The sequence below is a fragment of the Microlunatus sp. Gsoil 973 genome (assembly GCF_009707365.1).
Lineage (GTDB): Bacteria > Actinomycetota > Actinomycetes > Propionibacteriales > Propionibacteriaceae > Microlunatus.
This window is the reverse complement of the sequence record NZ_CP046122.1, coordinates 2,267,825-2,284,949: the sequence shown is the minus strand read 5'-3', so window position 1 is coordinate 2,284,949 and position 17,125 is coordinate 2,267,825. Positions and strand designations below refer to the sequence as shown.

Here is a 17,125-nt window from a genome sequence, read left to right as displayed (position 1 = left end):
GTGGTTGGCGTGGTGTGGTCGGCGTGGTGTGGTCGGCGTGGAATAGCCGCGATGTGAGCGCGGTTTACCACCCCGTGCACGACTGGTGCACAATGGATGCAAGTCTCGTACAAGGTTCCGGGGTCGGTGAAAGTCCGAACCGGCGGTGACAGTCCGCGACCCGGATCTGATCTTGCGATCAGGTTCGGTTGATGTGGTGGAATTCCACGACCGACGGTGAAAGTCCGGATGGGAGGAACCGAGAGTCTGCGGCTGCGTGGACCCTTTCCGGGTTTCCGTGATGTCGACTCCGACCCCGGTCTGTCGTACGACCGGATGTGTGGAGGAAGCAGAAGTGGACATCACCGAGCTGCTCGGCCGACTGGTCAACGCCCAGATCAACATCGGACCGGGCATCACCTGGCGGGAGATCGTCGGGAACGGGTTCGGCATCGCCAGTGCGTTGCTGGGCATGGTACGCAGGGTCGCTGCCTGGCCGATCGGGATCGTCGGGAACGTCTTGTTGTTCACGGTGTTCCTGGGCGCCACCTTCGGCACGCCGCAGGACCTCAACCTCTGGGGCCAGGCCGGTCGCCAGGTGTTCTTCGCGATCGTCAGCGTGTACGGCTGGGTCAAGTGGTACCAGTTCCGCAAACACAACGCCGACCAGACCGGCGGCCAGAACGTCGCGGTCCGGCCGCGCTGGGCGAACCGGTGGGAACGGCTGCAGTTGATCATCGGCGCGGTGGTGCTCTGGGCCGTCTTCTACTTCGCGCTCAAGGCGCTCGGCTCCTGGGGCCCCGCCTCCGATGCGTGGATCCTGACCGGCTCCATCCTGGCCACCTACGGAATGGCCCGCGGCTGGACCGAGTTCTGGCTGATCTGGATCGCGGTCGATGCGGTCGGTGTGCCGCTGCTGTTCTCCGCCGGCTACTACCCGTCGGCGATCATGTACATCGTCTATGCGGTGATCGTCGTCGTCGGGTTCGTCTCCTGGCTACGGATCCAGCGTCGGGAGGCTCCGGACGGCACCGTGCCGGCAGCCGAGCCGGTGGCAACCAAATAGGCCGGGCGGCCGGTCGACAACTACGCTGTCGGCGTGACTTCCGGCCAGACACTGAAGACCTTCGACGATCTCTTCGCCGAGCTCTCCGAGAAGGCCCGGCTGCGTGAGCCGGGATCGGGCACGGTCGCCCGCCTGGACGCCGGTGTCCATGAGATCGGGAAGAAGATCGTCGAAGAGGCCGCCGAGGTCTGGATGGCCGCCGAACACGAGGGTGGCGACCGGACCGCCGAGGAGATCAGCCAACTGCTCTACCATCTGCAGGTGATGATGCTCGCGCTCGATCTCGACCTGGCCGACGTCTACCGTCACCTCTGATCACGGTAAGGACCGAAGTGACCTCCGAACGCCCAATGCTGCGGGTCGCCGTACCCAACAAGGGCGCCCTCTCCGAGGGAGCCGCAGCCATCCTCCGGGAAGCCGGCTACAGCCAACGCAGCGAGGCCAAACAGCTGGTGCATCTTGACTCCGACACCGGTGTGGAGTTCTTCTACCTGCGACCGCGCGACATCGCCACCTACGTCGCCGAGGGCACCCTCGACGTCGGCTTCACCGGTCGGGATCTGCTGGTCGACTCGGGCGCGAGTGCCGAGGAGGTCATGGTGCTCGGCTTCGCCCGCAGCCGGTTCCGGTTCGCGGCACCGGCCGGCAGTGACTTCACCGAGGACCGGCTGGACGGCGTACGCCTCGCCACCTCCTTTCCGCGGGTGGTCGGCGAGTACCTCTCCCGGCGCGGTGTGACGCCCCGGCTGATCCAGCTCGAGGGCGCCGTCGAATCCTCGATCCGGCTGGGTATCGCCGACGTGATCGCCGATGTGGTCGAGACCGGAACGACTCTGCGGCAGGCCGGTCTCGAACTGTTCGGCGACCCGATCCTCGAATCCGAAGCGATCCTGATCAAGCACAGTGCCCGGGAGACGATGCCGGACGGCTTCGACACACTGGTCCGACGGCTCAGCGGCGTCCTGATAGCCAGGACCTACGTGATGATCGACTACGACGTCGACGGTGATCATCTCGACGATGCGTGCAAGATCACCCCCGGGCTGGAGGGACCGACGATCTCGCCGCTGGCCCGGGACGGCTGGTATGCCGTCCGGGCGATGGTCAAGCGGGCCGAGGCACAGCAGCTGATGGACGAACTGTGGAACCTCGGCGCCCGCGCCATCCTGGCGACCGACATCGCCGCCAGCCGGCTGTAGCGCAGGACGGTGGGAGTGTTGGTCAGCTATCCGCGGCGGATGCGGATCGTCGGTAGCGTCTTCTCCGGTGTCCTGGTGGCCGCCGTGATAGTCGGCTGGATCGCGCTGCCGCCGCACCTACGGGCCCTGTTCACTCCGTCGCAGGTGATCACGCTGTTGTTGGTGCTGTTCGTGATCATCGCAGTGATCATGGCCGTCGCAATGAGCACGGTACGCGCCGATCATGCCGGCCTGGAGATCCGCAACGCTGTCCGGATCCACAAGATCGGCTGGCACCAGGTGTGCGGACTCGTCTACCGCGAAGGCGACCCGTGGCCCACCCTGTTGATCAACGACCGCGAGGACCCGGACAAGATCATGTTGCTGGGCATCCAGCGGACCGACCACCAGCGTGCCGACCGGGCCGTCGCGACGTTGCGCCGGCTGCGCACCGAAGCCGACGCCGCGCGCTAGCCGGCGACCAGCTTCTTCTCCCACCATCCCGCGACCACGAACGGGCGGAAGCCCAGCGCCAGGTTGATGCGCAGCATCGCCTCGTTCTCGCCGGCATTGCCGGTGATGATCCTTGCTGGTAGGTCGTCGACGGTCATCAGCCGTCGGAGATTGTTGATCTTGATCCGCATTCCCAGGTTGTGCCCGCGGTGCTCCGGAAGCACCATCGTGTATCCCTGGGTGACCGCCCGGCCGCTCGCCCCCGCCGGGCGGGCCAGCGCGGTGAAGGCGACCAGATCGCCGGTCGGCCGATGTCGGGCGACCGTGATCGTGGTGATCAGTCCGGCCCGGGCGTTCTGCTCGTCGCGGCTGCGGACCCGGTCGGCGTCCCAGACCTGTTGCTCCTCTGCCAGCTCACCGGTCGGCACGGCCGTGCTGACGATCGTGCGCAGCTTGGCGTAGCCGTCGAGCAGCCCCGGAGGCGTCGCGCCCGTCCAGTCGATCAGCTCGTAGTCGTCCGCCGGTCGTGCCAGCCCGGCCAGCTCCGTCAGCCTGTCCTCCGAGACGGGCAAGGACAGGGCACTCATGATCTCGACCTGCCCGAGCCCGAAACCGCGGGCCCGCAGGAACTGCGTAGTTGCGTCAGCTGCCGGAATCGACCCGGGCCCCGACGGTGAGGCCAGGCGAGGCTCGCTGTCCAGATCCGTGTGGTACGTGCCGGCCTGCAGAGTGGTCGCGCCGGCTTCGACGGCAGCACCGGTCAGCACCTCGACCAGCTGTGAGCCCAACCGCCGGCGACGCTCCGCCGCCACGATCCCTGCCCAGAGCCAGGCGATCGTCTGCTCCCGCTCGCTCTCGACCTCACCGAAGCCGACCATTCGGTCGCCCCGGTAGACACCGAACACCCGGCTGGCCGTGTACGGGTCACGAAGGCGGGCAAGGACCTGTTTCGGCGGTTCATCGAGGTCGGTCACGCCGGTGTCCTCGCGGACGACCTGGTTGCTCAGCTCGGCATAGCCGACCAGCTCATCCCAACCCGCGGCGCCTTCGGCCTCAGGGACGGTCAGTTCACGGATCTCGATGTCGGACACCCGCGGAGTCTGCCTTGTCAGGACTGGTCGATGCCACGGATTTACTCGATGCCGCGGGATTTCAACAGCGCCTCGATCTCGGCCAGTTCGGGATCGACGTCGGCCTGCTGCTTGCGGCCGGCAACAGCCTTGGTCGGCGTCCTACCGCCCGAGCCGGACGGTTTGCCGGAGACCTGCTTGGTCTGCTTGGCCTTCGTGTCGGTCTTCGTCCCGCCGGTCAGCCGGGCCAGCACCGCGCCGATCACGAACAACACCACGCTCAGCGCGAGGATGCCGAACCCGATCCAGTGCAGCGGGGAGAACACCAGGTGGACGGCCCAGCGGACAAGTTCAACCGCCCAGTTCCAGAGCACCGTCAGCAGCCCGGTCAGGTACAGGCCGAAGGGAACGATCACCAGGGCAGCGGCCTGGACTACCCGTCCCTTGTTGCCTCGCCGCCAGGCCAGGCCGGCGAGAATCACCCCGATCAGGGCGATGGCGACGCACAACGGGAGAAGAACCGACTCTGCTGCAGGCATGTCTCAAGGCTGCCACGCTCCGGTGCAACTGGCGATCGGTGACAGCCCCGAGGCCGCCCTGGATCGCCGGACACCCGCTACCGTGGCTGCGTTATGCCAGAACCCCATCACCAACGCACACTTGCCGACACACCCTTCCCGGGCGACGACGGGCAGGCCGATCCACAGATCCGCGACCGGCTCGCAGCCGTCGGATCCGATCCGGAAAGTTACCTCCGAGCGATCGCCGCGTTGTGCACCGTACGCCTCCTCGTGCCGGTGGTCGCGACGACGACCGTCGAAGGTCGCACCGAGGCGGGCCTGACATCGGACAAGGAGGCCGAGATGGCCGTCGTCCTCTTGCAGACCGCCGACGGGCGGAAGGCCATGGTCGCCTTCACCGGCCTGGATGCTCTGGCCGCCTGGAACTCCGAGGCGAGGCCGGTGCCGGTGACGCTCGACCTGGCGGCCGGCTCGGCGAGGCAGGAGGCCGCGGAGGCGCTGTTGATCGATGTCGGGACGTCCCACCCGCTGGCCGTCGACGGCCAGCTCCTCGACCAGCTCGCCGCGGGGCACCGGCTGGTCGAACTGCCCGACGGTGGCTTCGGTTGGGCCGTGCCGGCCGATCGTGACCAGCCCGGGTGATCAGCGACGCTGGTACGGCCGGGTGAGTTCGACCTCGGGATTCAATTCGACGCCGAAGCCTGGCGTCTCCGGCAGCCGCAGTCTGCCGTTGATCGGCACCGGTTCGTTCAGGAGCAACGGTCGGAACATCGGCACCACCTCGTCGGCCTCCGGCGCCATCATGATGAACTCGGCGAACGGGCTGTTGGTCCGGGTGATCACGAAGTGGTAGCTGTAGACGCTCGACCCGTGCGGCACCACCAGCGCTCCATGGGCGTCGGCCAGCGCGGAGATCCTGAGCAACTCGGTGATGCCGCCGCACCAGCCGACATCAGGCTGCAGGATGTCGGCACAGCCCATCTCCAACAGCATCCGGAATCCCCAGCGGGTGGCCTCGTGCTCGCCGGTGGAGATCAACATGCCCCGCGGGGCGGCGGCCCGCAACGCCCGGTAGCCCCAGTAGTCGTCGGGCGGCAGCGCCTCCTCGAGCCATTTCAATCCGTACTCCTGGGCGGCATCGGCGAGCCGTACGGCGTAGTCAAGGTCCAGCGACATCCAACAGTCGAGCATCAGCCAGAAGTCCGGGCCGACGAGGTCCCGCATCGTCGCCAGCTCGGCCAGGTTGGCGCGGAGACCCTCCGCGCCCTCGTGCGGACCGTGATGCAGCGGCAGCTTGCCGCCGACGAAGCCCAACTCCCGGGCACGATCGGGCCGGGCGCCGGTGGCGTACATGATCAACTCGTCGCGGACCGGACCGCCCAACAAGGCGTACACCGGTTCCTGACGGATCCGGCCGAGCAGGTCCCACAACGCCAGGTCGACTGCGCTGATCACGTTCAGCACCAGTCCCTTGCGGCCGTAGAAGAGCGTCGAGCGGTACAGCTGGTCCCAGATCTTCTCGATCTGGGTGACCGGCGTCCCGATCAGGAACCGGGACAGGTGGTGTTCGACGATCCAGGCGCCGGGTTCGCCCGCCGTTGTCACGCCGAAGCCGATCGTTTGGTCGTCGGCCTCGACCTGGACCACCAGCGTGCCGAGAACGTTCAGCCCGAATGATCGTCGGCTGTCGGCGTAGCCGGGGTAGCCCGCCATCGGGGTGGCGATGTGGTCATCGATCCAGTGATAGCCCTGCTGATCGTGATAGTCGACTCCGGCGCCGGCCGTACCGGACGCCCCGCCCACCACGTACGCCCGGACGTCGGTGATCTTCGTCGTACCGATCCTGCTCATGCCGGCACACCCTGCGGAAAGACCAGGATCTTGCTCGCCTCGGTGGCGCCCCGCGCAAGATCATCGAACGCCCGCGGCGCGCCGTCCCAGTCGACCCGGCCGTCGATCAGCGACTCGATTCCCTCCGGCCGGCCGCCCACCCAGGCGGCCGTTTCGGCGAATTCCGTTGCGGTGTAGGTGAACGAGCCGATCAGCGACCGTTCCTGGGTGCTGATCGCATATGCGGCGAGATCGATCCGCGGTGAGCCCATGCCGACCAGCACGATCCTCGCGCCGAGGGCCGAGACCTCGAGCCCGGCAGCTACCGTCGCAGGGATGCCTACTGCGTCGAGCACCAGCGTCGGGCGGTCGCCGAGGGCGGCGACCGCGGCGTCTGCCGACCCGTCGCCCGTAGGGTCGAGCACCGCCGCCCCGAGCCTGGCGCAGATCGAGCGGCGGGACTCCTGCGGATCCGAAACCGCCAGCCGCTCCACACCCAGCCGCCGGGCCGCCAACAGACAGGCCTGGCCGATCGGCCCGCCGCCCAGGATCAGGACACGATCATCGGGGCTCGGCTGACCTCGGCGTACGGCGTGGTAGCCGACCGACAGCGGCTCGACCAGTGCGCCCAGTTCGGCCGGCAGGTCGGCCGGCAGTCTGACCACGTTGCCGGCCGGCATCACGAACCGGTCTGCGAAGGCGGCCGCGATCTCCGGTGCCACGCCGAAGACCTTCTTGGTCCCACACCAGTGGTCCCGGCCGGCGCGACAGGCCGCGCAGGTGCCGCAGCTGATCACCGGGTTCACCGTCACGAGGTCGCCGACCCGAAGACTGCCCGCCCAACGATCACCCGACCCGGGATCACCTTCCCGATGATCTTCAGCACGATCGCCGACCTGCGGGCCGAGCGCGGAGATCCTGCCGACGGTTTCGTGGCCCATCACCTGGCCGGGCCGGCGCCGACCGTTCTCCCCGGAGTATCCGTGGAAGTCCGAACCACAGATCCCGGTCGCGATGACGTCGATCAGCACCTCGCCCGGTGCCGGGCTCGGATCGGGACGCTCCTGGACGGAGATGTCGTAGTCGCCATTGAGCACCAGGGCTCTCATCGGGTCCTTTCGGTCACGCGGTCGGCCCGGACGGTCCCGGCCTCACCGGTCTCGATCTTGTTCGCCTTCGGGAACAGTGCGGTGATCGCCATCAGCACGGCCGCCGCAGCCGCCCCGGCGGCCAGCGAGTAGAGTCCGGAGTTCCCGCCGACGGTCTCATCGAAGCGGCTGCGCATCACCGGCGCCAGGAATCCGCCGAGATTTCCCAGCGAATTGATCAATCCGATCCCCGCGGCGGCCGCGTACCCGGTCATGTATTCGGTGGGCAGTGCCCAGAAGATGGGTTGGACCGCGACGAAGCCGATCGCGGCCAGCGCCAGTCCGCCGATGGCCAACACCGGGTTGCCGCTCAGCGCACCGGAGATTGCGATCCCGAGCGCACTGACCAGCAACAGGGTGGTGCCGATCAACCGGTGCCGACGGGTGCGGTCAGCAAGCCCGGGGAAGTAGGCGACCGAGATCAGCCCGAAGAGCCACGGGATGGCGGTGACCAGGGCGGCCGCGAAGCCGAGCTTCTGCCCGGTGATCGCGGTGACCTGGGTCGGCAGGAAGAAGGTCATCCCGTAGACCGCGATCTGGATGCAGAAATAGATGGCCGCGAAGTACCAGACGCGCCAGTTCCCGAGCGCGCGCATCACCTTGGTCGGGCCGTGGCCGGAGGACTTCGCGGTGTCCTCCTCGTCGATCACCGTGGCCAATGCCTCCCGTTGGTCGTCGGGCAGCCAGGTGGCGTGTCGTGGCCGGTCGGTGAGGAAGAAGTAGGACCAGATGCCGACCGCGATGGCCAGCACCCCCTCGACCAGGAACATCCACTGGGTGCCGTGCAGGCCGGCGACGCCGTCAAGTTCGAGCAGTCCGCCCGACAGCGGATTACCGAGGATGCCGGCCAACGCGATGCCCATGTAGAAGTAGCCGCGAGCCCGGTTCAGATGACGTGCGGGCACCCAGTAGGTGAGGTAGAGGATGACGCCGGGGAAGAACCCGGCCTCGGTCACCCCGAGCAGGAATCGCAGGATGTAGAAGCTCGTCGGCCCGCTGACGAACATGAAGAGGCTCGAGACGATGCCCCAGCTGACCATGATCCTGGCCAGCCACCACCGGGCGCCGACCCGGTGCAACAACAGATTGCTCGGCACCTCGAAGATGGCGTACCCGGCGAAGAACAGGCCGGCGCCGAAGGAGTAGGACGCGGCGCTGATCCCGGCGTTCGCCTGCCACTCGTCCTGGGCGAAGGACACGTTGCTCCGGTCGAGGAAGGCGATCACGTACATCAGCAGCAGGAACGGGACCAGCCGACGGAAGACCCGCTTTGTCGCCTGTGCACTGAGTTCGTTGCGTTCAGCGACCACGTCGCCGGACGCTGGTCCGGGCATCGACATCACTGTCACCTTTCCGGTCGTCTTTCCCCGAGCGGACGGACGGACCATACCCAGCGGCGACGAGGAATGACCGTTGGGGGATCGGTGTTACACTCGTATGCGACTGATCCGGTGATTCGTCATCGGATCCGCAAGTGGAGACCCGATCTCCCACCCGTACGGCGCCGCTAGCGGCAGTTGTCGGGTCGGTACCGAGCAGGCGCCGGCAGTATCGCCGGTGGCAGTGTTGGATCGTACGATCTGTGAGCGTACGACCGAACGTCTCGGATGAACCGGGTCTTCGCCGTCGGCGGGGGCCCGTTCTTGTTGCCCTTGTCGCGCGGATCCGGTGCCGTCGGGCCGGCGAGGTCGCGCACCGAAGAACCATCGACAAACCTGGAGGAACTCATCAGCTCCGAACCGCGAATCAACGAACGCATTCGCATCCCCGAAGTTCGCCTGGTAGGACCGGCCGGCGAACAGGTCGGGATTGTCCGGATCGAGGACGCCCTGCGGCTGGCCCGCGAGGCAGAACTCGATCTGGTCGAAGTCGCGCCCATGGCGCGGCCCCCGGTCGCCAAGCTCATGGACTACGGCAAGTTCAAGTACGAGAACGCGCAGAAGGCCCGTGAGTCCCGGCGGAACCAGACCAACACCGTCATCAAGGAGATGAAACTCCGTCCCAAGATCGACGCGCACGACTACGAGACCAAGAAGGGTCACGTCGTCCGGTTCCTCAAGGAAGGCGACAAGGTCAAGATCACGATCATGTTCCGCGGCCGGGAGCAGTCCCGCCCAGAACTCGGCTACAACCTGCTGCAACGGTTGGCCACCGATGTCGAGGAGTTCGGCTTCATCGAGTCCTCGCCGAAGCAGGACGGACGCAACATGCTGATGGTGTTGGGTCCGCACAAGAACAGGTCGGCACTCAAGGCCGAACGCGGTGGCGCTGTGAAGGCGACCGAGTCGCCGGAGGATCTGATTGACGAAGAACGTGCCAAGCCGGTGACGCGGAAGAAGGACGCGCTCGCGGGCTTGGATCCCGATCAGATCTGAGCACATAAGGATTGGTTCGATTCACTGCCGGACCGGGTCAGCCGGCAGTGACGGTGCAGAGCTGCGCTCGATTCGAGAGGAATCGGCGCAGTGTGGCCCAGACAGGACTCGTACCGCAAGGAGGCGGGACCGAAAGCCGGCCGGCATCCCGGTCGGCACAGGCAGGACAACAGGTAAGGAGCGGCATCGCCATGCCGAAGATGAAGACGCACTCCGGCGCCAAGAAGCGCTTCCGGACGACCGGCTCGGGAAAGATCGTGCACCGCAAGGCGGGCAAGACCCACTTGAACGAGCACAAGCCGAGCAAGCGGCTCCGCCGTATCGACGCCTTCGGCACCCTCGAGGGCGGCGACGCCAAGACGATCAAGAAGCTGCTCCGTAAGTAAGGACGTGCCATGGGCGCCGCGACACCGTCGACCGGCGTCTCGTCCACCACGCAGTAACCCCGCAGGACAGAAGGAGAATTCTCATGGCACGCGTCAAGCGTTCCGTCAACGCGCACAAGAAGCGTCGCGAGGTCCTCGAACAGGCCTCCGGTTACCGGGGTCAGCGCTCCCGGCTGTACCGCAAGGCCAAGGAGCAGGTGACGCATTCGTTCACCTACGCCTACCGTGACCGCCGCGCTCGCAAGGGCGAGTTCCGCAAGCTGTGGATCCAGCGGATCAACGCCGCCGTGCGCGCCGAGGGCATGACCTACAACCGGTTCATCGCGGGGCTGCGCGCCGCCGGTGTGGAGGTCGATCGCAAGATCCTCGCCGATCTCGCCGTCACCGACTCCGCCGCGTTCGCCGCGCTGGTCAAGGTCGCCAAGGAGCACAGCGCAGAAGCTGCTGCCGCCTGAGGGTAGGTGCCCCGTAGCCACTTCCGACGAGCCGACCGGGCTGACTCCCGCCTCCGCGGGACAGCTGCGGTCGGCTCGTCGTCTGTTGCGCCGCAAGGAACGCCTCGCCAGGGATGAGTTCCTCGCCGAGGGACCCCAGGCTGTTCGTGAGGCGCTGGCAGCCGACCGTCCACCTCGTACGGTTCTGGTCACCCGGCGCGCCGCGGAACGCCACACCGATCTCGTTGATGCCGTCCGACGGGCCGGCCTCGACCCCTCGTTGATCACCGAGGACCAACTCGGCGCAGTCACCGATTCGACCACGCCACAGGGGATCGTCGCGATCTGTCCGACGCTGGACGTCGGACTTGAGACGGCCCTGGCCGGTCGGCCGCGACTGATCGTGTGTTGTGCCGAGATCCGCGACCCCGGCAACGCCGGCACGGTGATCCGCTGTGCCGATGCCGCCGGCGCCGACGCCGTCATCCTCGGTTCCGCCTCCGTCGACCTCTACAACCCCAAGACCGTCCGCGCCAGCACCGGCAGCATCTTCCACCTGCCCGTCGTCACCAACGCCGAATTGGAGGTCGCGCTCGACCGCTGTCGGCAGCAGGGACTGCAGGTCCTCGCGGCAGCAGGCGGGGGAGCGTACGGTCTGGACGAACTGCTGCGATCCGGCGACCTCGCCGCACCGACCGTGTGGCTGATGGGCAACGAGGCCCGCGGCCTCCATCCCGACCAGCTCGAGCTGGCTGACCGGGTCGTATCGGTGCCCATCTACGGCGCTGCGGAGAGCCTCAATCTGAGTACCGCAGCCGCGGTCTGCCTGTACGCATCCGCCTTCGCCCAGCGGTCCGGCGAGGAGCCCGGACCCGCCGAGCAGTAGCCGGGAATCCCGGCGATCGGTGTGTCCATCCCATGACATCCGGATTTGTTCCGGGACAAAACCCTAGTATAAATACCGACAATCTCGAGAAAGTCGGGATACTAGGAGAGTTCCGCCGCTCCGGCGGCAGGGGTCGACCAGCAGGGGACGAAGGGGAACACCATGGGAATGCGGGTCAAGGCCGCGATCGCGGCCGTCATCGTCGGCGTACTGGTTCTGGCCGGATGCGGCTCGATGACCGGGGCCAGCGGGGCCGACACGAGCACGATCCGGGTCACCGGATTCTCGGTGTTGAACGCGGCCAACAAACCGGTCTTCAAGGGCTTCCAGGAGACGCCAGAGGGCAAGAACGTCGAGTTCGAGACCTCCTACGGCGCATCGGGAGACCAGAGCCGGGCCGTCGAGGCCGGCGCCAAGGCCGACATCGTGCACTTCTCGCTGGAGACCGACGTCACCAGGCTGGTCAAGGACAAGCTGGTCTCGGAGAACTGGAAGGACACACCGAGCCACGGCATCGCCACCTCATCGGTGGTGGTGATCGTTGTGCGCAAGGGGAACCCGAAGCACATCACCGGCTGGGACGACCTGGCCAGGCCGGGCGTGAAGATCATCACGCCGAACCCGGGTTCCTCCGGCTCGGCGCGGTGGAACATCCTTGCCGCCTGGGCACACATCACCGGCAACGGTGGCAGTGAGGCCGACGCCAAGGCGTACGTGACCAAGGTGCTGAACAACACGATCGCGCTTCCCGGCAGCGGCCGGGAGGCCACCACGGCCTTCACCGACGGGTCCGGCGACGTGCTGCTGTCCTACGAGAACGAGGCCATCGAGGCCAGGCAGAGCGGCGCCGACATCGACTACATCGTTCCCTCCGACACGCTCAAGATCGAGAACCCGGCGACGGTGACCGTCGGCGCAAGCCAGAAGGCGAAGGACTTCCTGAAGTTCATGACCAGCGCCGAGGGACAGAAGCTTTACGCCCAGGCCGGCTTCCGCCCGGTCATCGACGGCGTCGACGTCGGCCAGGTGGAGGGCGCCAATGATCCGGCGAACCCGTTCCCGCAACCGCAGAAGCTGTTCACACTGGACAAGGACTTCGGCGGCTGGAGCAAGGCGGCGGACCAGTTCTTCGGTGACGGCGAGGACGGCGCGCCGCTGGGCATCATCACCCAGTTGCAGCAGAGCACGGGCAAGGTGGGCTCGAACTGATGACCACCGCTCCGGCGACGATCGGGACTGACCGGTCGGTCAGTCCGATCTCGGACCCGCCGGACCTACCCGCCGCGGGCCCGGGTCGTCGGGTCCGGCACCGAGTCACGCTCACCCGTGGTGCCGGCCTTGGCCTCGGGTTGGCCACCATCTGGTTCAGTCTGCTGGTGCTGCTGCCGCTGTCGGCGGTCGTCGCCACGGCGGCTGCCGGTGGGGTGGGGCGCTACCTCGCCGTGCTGACCGACGACCAGACCTGGGCGGCGATCTCGCTGACCGTCACCCAGGCGGCGCTGGCGACACTGATCAACATCGTGCTCGGCACGGTGATCGCCTGGGTGCTGGTGCGTGACCGGTTCTGGGGCCGGTCGGTGCTGAACGTGATCATCGACGTCCCGTTCGCTTCGCCGACGGTGGTCGCCGGCCTGGTACTGCTGACGCTGTACGGCCCGAGCAGCCCGATGGGACTGCACTTCGCCTTCACCAGGATGGCGGTGTGGTTGGCGTTGGCTTTCGTCACCCTGCCGTTCGTCGTCCGGTCCGTGCAACCGGTACTGGAGGAGTTGGACGTCGACGTCGAGGAGGCGGCGGCATCGTTGGGTGCATCGCCCCGCACCATCGTCGCCCGGATCATCCTGCCGTCCTTGGCGCCGGCGATCACCTCGGGTGCCGCGCTGTCCTTCGCCCGGGCGATCTCCGAGTACGGCTCACTGGTGCTGCTCAGCGGCAACCGGCCGTTCCGTACCGAGGTCGTCTCCGTGCGGGTGCTGTCCTTCATCGAGAACGGAAGCAACGCCAAGGCTGCGGCCGTCGCCTCGGTGATGCTCGCGGTGGCGTTGATCGTGATCATCGCCCTGGATGTCGTGCAATGGGTGGTGGCACGACGTGGTTAGGACCTCCACACCGACACGTTGGGTGCTGCGGCTGGTCGCGGTCGGCTACCTGCTCTTCCTGGTCGTGCTGCCGCTGGTGATGTTGATCGCCCGCACCTTCGACGGGGGAGTCTCCAACCTGATGGACACCCTCACCGATCCCGAGGTGATCGACGGCATCCGGTTGACCGCCATCGTCGCATTGTGGGCGGTGGCCATCAACCTGGTGTTCGGCGTGACGATCTCGATCCTGTTGGTGCGCTACGACTTTCCCGGCAAGCGGTTGTTGTCGGCCCTGATCGATCTGCCGCTTTCGGTCTCGCCGGTCGTCGTCGGGTTGGCACTGGTGCTGGTCTACAACGGCCGCAACGGCTGGTTCGGGCCGTTCCTGGAGGATCACGGGCTGCAGGTGATCTTCAACTCGCCCGGAATGATCATGGCGACCACCTTCGTCGCGCTGCCGTTGGTGATCCGGGAAGTGGTGCCAACATTGACCGAGGTCGGTGAGGATCAGGAACAGGCGGCGCGCAGCCTCGGCGCGAACTGGCTGCAGACGTTGTGGCGGATCACCCTGCCGAGCATCAAATGGGCTGTCGTGTACGGCCTCGTGCTGAGCCTGGCCAGGTCGGTGGGTGAGTTCGGTGCGGTGAAGGTGGTCTCCGGCAACATCACCGGCCGAACGCAGACCGCGACGCTGGTGGTCGAGGCCAAGTACCAGGGATTCGAGCAGCCGGCGGCGTACGCGGTCGCCTTCCTGCTGGTGATGGTCTCGATCGCGTGTTTGATCGGGGTCGCCGCGGTGCGGCCGCGGGAACGATGAGGGGGACTGGGAGAAGATCATGAGTATCGAGATCTCTGGGGTCAGCAAGCGGTTCGGCGACTTCGTCGCCCTGGACGACGTCAACCTGTCCATCCCGACCGGCCGGCTGACGGCGTTGCTCGGCCCGTCGGGCGGCGGCAAGTCGACCCTGCTGCGGATCATCGCCGGGCTGGAGTCGGCGGACACCGGCAGGATCGTCATCGAGGGGACCGACGCCACGGCCCTGCCGCCCCAGCGGCGCAACGTCGGGTTCGTCTTCCAGCACTACGCGGTCTTCAAGCACATGACGGTGGCGCGCAACGTCGCGTTCGGGCTGGAGATCCGCACCCCGCCGCGGCTTCCGCTGACGGCAGGGCACAGGAGGGAACGCGAACGCATCAACCGCCGGGTCGCCGAGCTGCTGGACCTGGTGCACCTGTCCCAGTTCTCCCAGCGGCTGCCGTCCCAGTTGTCCGGCGGACAGCGGCAGCGGATGGCGCTGGCCAGGGCGCTGGCCGTCGAACCGAACGTGCTGCTGCTGGACGAGCCGTTCGGCGCCCTGGACGCCAAGGTCCGCAAGGAGTTGCGGGACTGGCTGCGCAGGTTGCACGACGAGGTCCATGTCACCACCGTCTTCGTCACCCATGATCAGGAGGAGGCGCTGGAGGTTGCCGACCGGATCGTCGTGATCAACGAGGGCAGGATCGAGCAGATCGGCACACCCGACCAGCTCTACGATGAGCCGGCCGGCGATTTCGTGATGGACTTCCTGGGCGAGGTCACCCAACTCGGAGGTGTACGGCTGCGACCGCACGACATCGAGGTCGCCGTGACACCGGGATCGGCCGGTGCGATGCCCGGTGTAGTCACCCGAATGCTGCGCATCGGGTTCGAGGTCCGGTTGACCGTCCGGCCCGACCGTCCCGAGCCGGGGAACGGCGAGGTGCAGGTGGTGATGAGCCGGTCGCACCAGCGATCCATCGGGCTGCGGGAAGGTGCCCGCGTCTGGCTGTCGGCCGCCGGCTGATCCGGGAAGCTGAGCCGAACTTTAGACACCCCGTCCGCCGAGCCCGCCGCGGGAATACCCGCCCCGGCCGATCCCTTAGCCTGGCTAAGGAATTTTGATCGGAGTCGGATCGTCCCGCCAGATCGATCCGTGGAAGGGGCGCCAGGTGCAGACGGGCTCTACAACGGCACCGGAACGGGCAGCACGCGGTATCACCGCGCGGGAGTCGCGGGCGGCGGCAGCGGTCGCCCGTCCGGGCTACAAGTGGATCGCGCTGTCCAACACGACCATCGGTGTCCTGATGGCGACGATCAACTCCTCCATCGTGCTGATCGCGCTGCCCGACATCTTCCGCGGCATCGGCGTCAACCCGCTGGAACCGAGCAACACCAGCCTGCTGCTCTGGTTGATCATGGGTTACCTGGTGGTGACCGCAGTGCTCGTGGTCAGCTTCGGACGACTGGGCGACATGTTCGGCCGAGTCCGGATGTACAACGCCGGCTTCGCCGTCTTCACCCTGTTCTCCATCCTGCTGTCGCTGACCTGGCTGCACGGCACCGCCGGGGCGCTCTGGCTGATCATCATCCGCATCCTGCAGGGCGTGGGCGGTGCGCTGCTGATGGCCAACTCCTCGGCGATCCTGACCGACGCGTTCCCGACCAACCAGCGCGGCCTTGCCCTCGGGCTCAACCAGGTCGCCGGCATCGCCGGGTCCTTCATCGGCCTGGTGCTCGGTGGCGTCCTGGCACCGATCGAGTGGCACATCGTCTTCCTCGTCTCCGTACCGGTCGGAGTCTTCGGCACAGTGTGGGCGTACTGGAAACTGCACGACACCGGCCACCGGCACGCCGCAACCGTTGACTGGTGGGGCAACATCAGCTTCGCCGCCGGGCTGATCGCGTTACTGATCGGCATCACCTACGGGATCCAGCCGTACCGTGATCACACGATGGGCTGGACCAACCCGATGGTGCTCGTCCTGATGATCGGCGGTGCCGTGGTGCTGGCGGTCTTCTGTGTCATCGAGACCCGGGTGTCCGATCCGATGTTCCGACTCGGGCTGTTCCGGATCCGCGCCTTCACCGCGGGCAACGTGGCCAGCCTGCTGGCCAGCCTCGGCCGCGGCGGCCTGATGTTCCTGTTGATCATCTGGTTGCAGGGCATCTGGTTGCCCCGGCACGGCTACAGCTTCGAACAGACTCCGCTGTGGGCCGGCATCTACATGCTGCCGATGACGCTCGGGTTCCTGATCGCCGGGCCGGCGTCCGGGTGGTTGTCCGACCGGTTCGGCGCCCGTGCCTTCGGTACCGGCGGCATGGTCGTCGCCGCGCTCAGCTTCGTCTGGCTCGCGCTGATGCCGGTCGACTTCTCCTACTGGGAGTTCGCTCTGGCGCTGTTGCTCAACGGTCTGGGAATGGGGCTGTTCGCCTCACCCAACCGTGCCGGGATCATGAACAGCCTGCCCCGCCAACGCCGCGGCGCCGGCGCTGGGATGACTGCCACCTTCCAGAACGCCGCCATGGTGCTGTCGATCGGGGTCTTCTTCACGCTGATGGTCGCGGGCCTGTCCAAGGCGCTGCCGCAGGCGATGTCCTCCGGACTGACCGCACAAGGGGTGCCGGCCGACGTCGCCGCCCGGGTCGCCGCGCTCCCGCCGGTTTCGGTGCTGTTCGCCTCACTGCTGGGCTACAACCCGGTGCAGACGATCCTCGGCCCCCAGGTGCTCGGCCAATTGCCGGCAGCCAACGCCCACTTCCTGACCGGTCGGGCGTTCTTCCCGTCACTGATCTCCGGACCGTTCGCCGACGGGCTGGGCGTCGCCTTCGCCTTCGCGATCATCGCCTGCCTGATCGCCGGAGTGGCGTCGCTGCTGCGCGGCGGCAAGTACGTCTACGCCGAACCGGACGACTGAACCC

The 17,125-nt window shown here is 67.1% G+C and carries 19 protein-coding genes and 1 riboswitch; of the genes, 14 read left to right on the top strand and 5 right to left on the bottom strand.

Going from position 1 to position 17,125, the window contains the following annotated elements; translation table 11 throughout:
- Positions 1 to 109 precede the first annotated feature (109 nt).
- Positions 110 to 244: riboswitch (FMN riboswitch) on the top strand.
- A gap of 96 nt (positions 245 to 340) precedes the next feature.
- Genes pnuC through GJV80_RS10660 form a run of 4 tightly spaced genes read left to right on the top strand, consistent with a single transcriptional unit; the run spans position 341 to position 2,697 of the window.
- On the top strand, positions 341 to 1,045 hold the full coding sequence (pnuC, locus tag GJV80_RS10675; RefSeq protein WP_154690193.1) for a nicotinamide riboside transporter PnuC: 705 nt from the start codon (positions 341 to 343) through the stop codon (positions 1,043 to 1,045).
- A 51-nt stretch (positions 1,046 to 1,096) separates the two neighbouring features.
- Positions 1,097 to 1,360 carry a phosphoribosyl-ATP diphosphatase gene (locus GJV80_RS10670; RefSeq protein WP_154690192.1) on the top strand — a complete coding sequence of 88 codons (264 nt, stop codon included), beginning with the start codon at positions 1,097 to 1,099 and terminating at the stop codon, positions 1,358 to 1,360.
- A gap of 35 nt (positions 1,361 to 1,395) precedes the next feature.
- Positions 1,396 to 2,244, top strand: a complete 849-nt coding sequence (hisG, locus tag GJV80_RS10665) for an ATP phosphoribosyltransferase (protein WP_154690191.1) — start codon at positions 1,396 to 1,398, stop codon at positions 2,242 to 2,244.
- Between the two features lie 9 nt (positions 2,245 to 2,253).
- Positions 2,254 to 2,697, top strand: a complete 444-nt coding sequence (locus tag GJV80_RS10660) for a PH domain-containing protein (protein WP_154687875.1) — start codon at positions 2,254 to 2,256, stop codon at positions 2,695 to 2,697.
- Here the strand turns inward: GJV80_RS10660 and GJV80_RS10655 are convergent.
- Positions 2,694 to 3,767 (bottom strand): GNAT family N-acetyltransferase, encoded by a 1,074-nt coding sequence (locus GJV80_RS10655; protein WP_154687874.1) that lies wholly within the window; start codon positions 3,765 to 3,767, stop codon positions 2,694 to 2,696. The genes GJV80_RS10660 and GJV80_RS10655 overlap by 4 nt on opposite strands.
- A 41-nt stretch (positions 3,768 to 3,808) precedes the next feature.
- Entirely contained in the window at positions 3,809 to 4,285 is a 477-nt protein-coding gene (locus GJV80_RS10650; RefSeq protein ID WP_154687873.1) for a hypothetical protein, read from the bottom strand.
- Positions 4,286 to 4,378: 93 nt separating this feature from the next.
- Between GJV80_RS10650 and GJV80_RS10645 the strand changes: the two genes are divergently transcribed.
- Complete coding sequence (locus GJV80_RS10645; protein ID WP_154687872.1) at positions 4,379 to 4,909, top strand: SseB family protein; 531 nt, start codon at positions 4,379 to 4,381, stop codon at positions 4,907 to 4,909.
- Here GJV80_RS10645 and rhmD read toward each other — a convergent pair whose 3' ends face one another.
- From rhmD to GJV80_RS10630, 3 genes are read right to left on the bottom strand one after another with little or no spacing between them, the layout of a single operon-like run.
- Complete coding sequence (rhmD, locus tag GJV80_RS10640; RefSeq protein WP_154687871.1) at positions 4,910 to 6,118, bottom strand: L-rhamnonate dehydratase; 1,209 nt, start codon at positions 6,116 to 6,118, stop codon at positions 4,910 to 4,912.
- A complete protein-coding gene (locus GJV80_RS10635) occupies positions 6,115 to 7,206 on the bottom strand; it encodes a zinc-binding dehydrogenase (RefSeq protein ID WP_154687870.1) in 1,092 nt (363 codons plus the stop codon). The genes rhmD and GJV80_RS10635 overlap by 4 nt, the downstream gene beginning before the upstream one ends.
- Positions 7,203 to 8,579: an MFS transporter gene (locus GJV80_RS10630; protein WP_154687869.1), complete on the bottom strand. Its 1,377-nt coding sequence runs from the start codon at positions 8,577 to 8,579 to the stop codon at positions 7,203 to 7,205. The genes GJV80_RS10635 and GJV80_RS10630 overlap by 4 nt, the downstream gene beginning before the upstream one ends.
- Before the next feature lie 273 nt (positions 8,580 to 8,852).
- On the opposite strand from GJV80_RS10630, the gene infC reads away from it, so the two are divergent.
- The 9 genes from infC (at position 8,853) to GJV80_RS10585 (ending at position 17,121) form a co-directional block, all read left to right on the top strand.
- On the top strand, positions 8,853 to 9,620 hold the full coding sequence (gene infC, locus GJV80_RS10625) for a translation initiation factor IF-3 (RefSeq protein ID WP_230208343.1): 768 nt from the start codon (positions 8,853 to 8,855) through the stop codon (positions 9,618 to 9,620).
- Between the two features lie 191 nt (positions 9,621 to 9,811).
- Entirely contained in the window at positions 9,812 to 10,006 is a 195-nt protein-coding gene (rpmI, locus tag GJV80_RS10620; protein ID WP_154687868.1) for a 50S ribosomal protein L35, read from the top strand.
- Positions 10,007 to 10,089: 83 nt separating this feature from the next.
- Entirely contained in the window at positions 10,090 to 10,461 is a 372-nt protein-coding gene (gene rplT, locus GJV80_RS10615; protein ID WP_154687867.1) for a 50S ribosomal protein L20, read from the top strand.
- Between the two features lie 85 nt (positions 10,462 to 10,546).
- Entirely contained in the window at positions 10,547 to 11,326 is a 780-nt protein-coding gene (locus GJV80_RS10610; RefSeq protein ID WP_230208342.1) for an RNA methyltransferase, read from the top strand.
- A gap of 162 nt (positions 11,327 to 11,488) precedes the next feature.
- A complete protein-coding gene (locus tag GJV80_RS10605) occupies positions 11,489 to 12,535 on the top strand; it encodes a sulfate ABC transporter substrate-binding protein (RefSeq protein ID WP_154687866.1) in 1,047 nt (348 codons plus the stop codon).
- Positions 12,535 to 13,425, top strand: a complete 891-nt coding sequence (gene cysT, locus GJV80_RS10600; protein ID WP_154687865.1) for a sulfate ABC transporter permease subunit CysT — start codon at positions 12,535 to 12,537, stop codon at positions 13,423 to 13,425. Before GJV80_RS10605 ends, cysT begins: the two co-directional genes overlap by 1 nt.
- Positions 13,418 to 14,224 carry a sulfate ABC transporter permease gene (locus tag GJV80_RS10595; RefSeq protein ID WP_230208341.1) on the top strand — a complete coding sequence of 269 codons (807 nt, stop codon included), beginning with the start codon at positions 13,418 to 13,420 and terminating at the stop codon, positions 14,222 to 14,224. Before cysT ends, GJV80_RS10595 begins: the two co-directional genes overlap by 8 nt.
- A 19-nt stretch (positions 14,225 to 14,243) precedes the next feature.
- Positions 14,244 to 15,230 carry a sulfate/molybdate ABC transporter ATP-binding protein gene (locus GJV80_RS10590; RefSeq protein ID WP_154687863.1) on the top strand — a complete coding sequence of 329 codons (987 nt, stop codon included), beginning with the start codon at positions 14,244 to 14,246 and terminating at the stop codon, positions 15,228 to 15,230.
- Between the two features lie 145 nt (positions 15,231 to 15,375).
- Positions 15,376 to 17,121, top strand: coding sequence for an MFS transporter (locus tag GJV80_RS10585; protein WP_230208340.1), 1,746 nt, complete (start codon positions 15,376 to 15,378; stop codon positions 17,119 to 17,121).
- Positions 17,122 to 17,125: the final 4 nt, after the last annotated feature.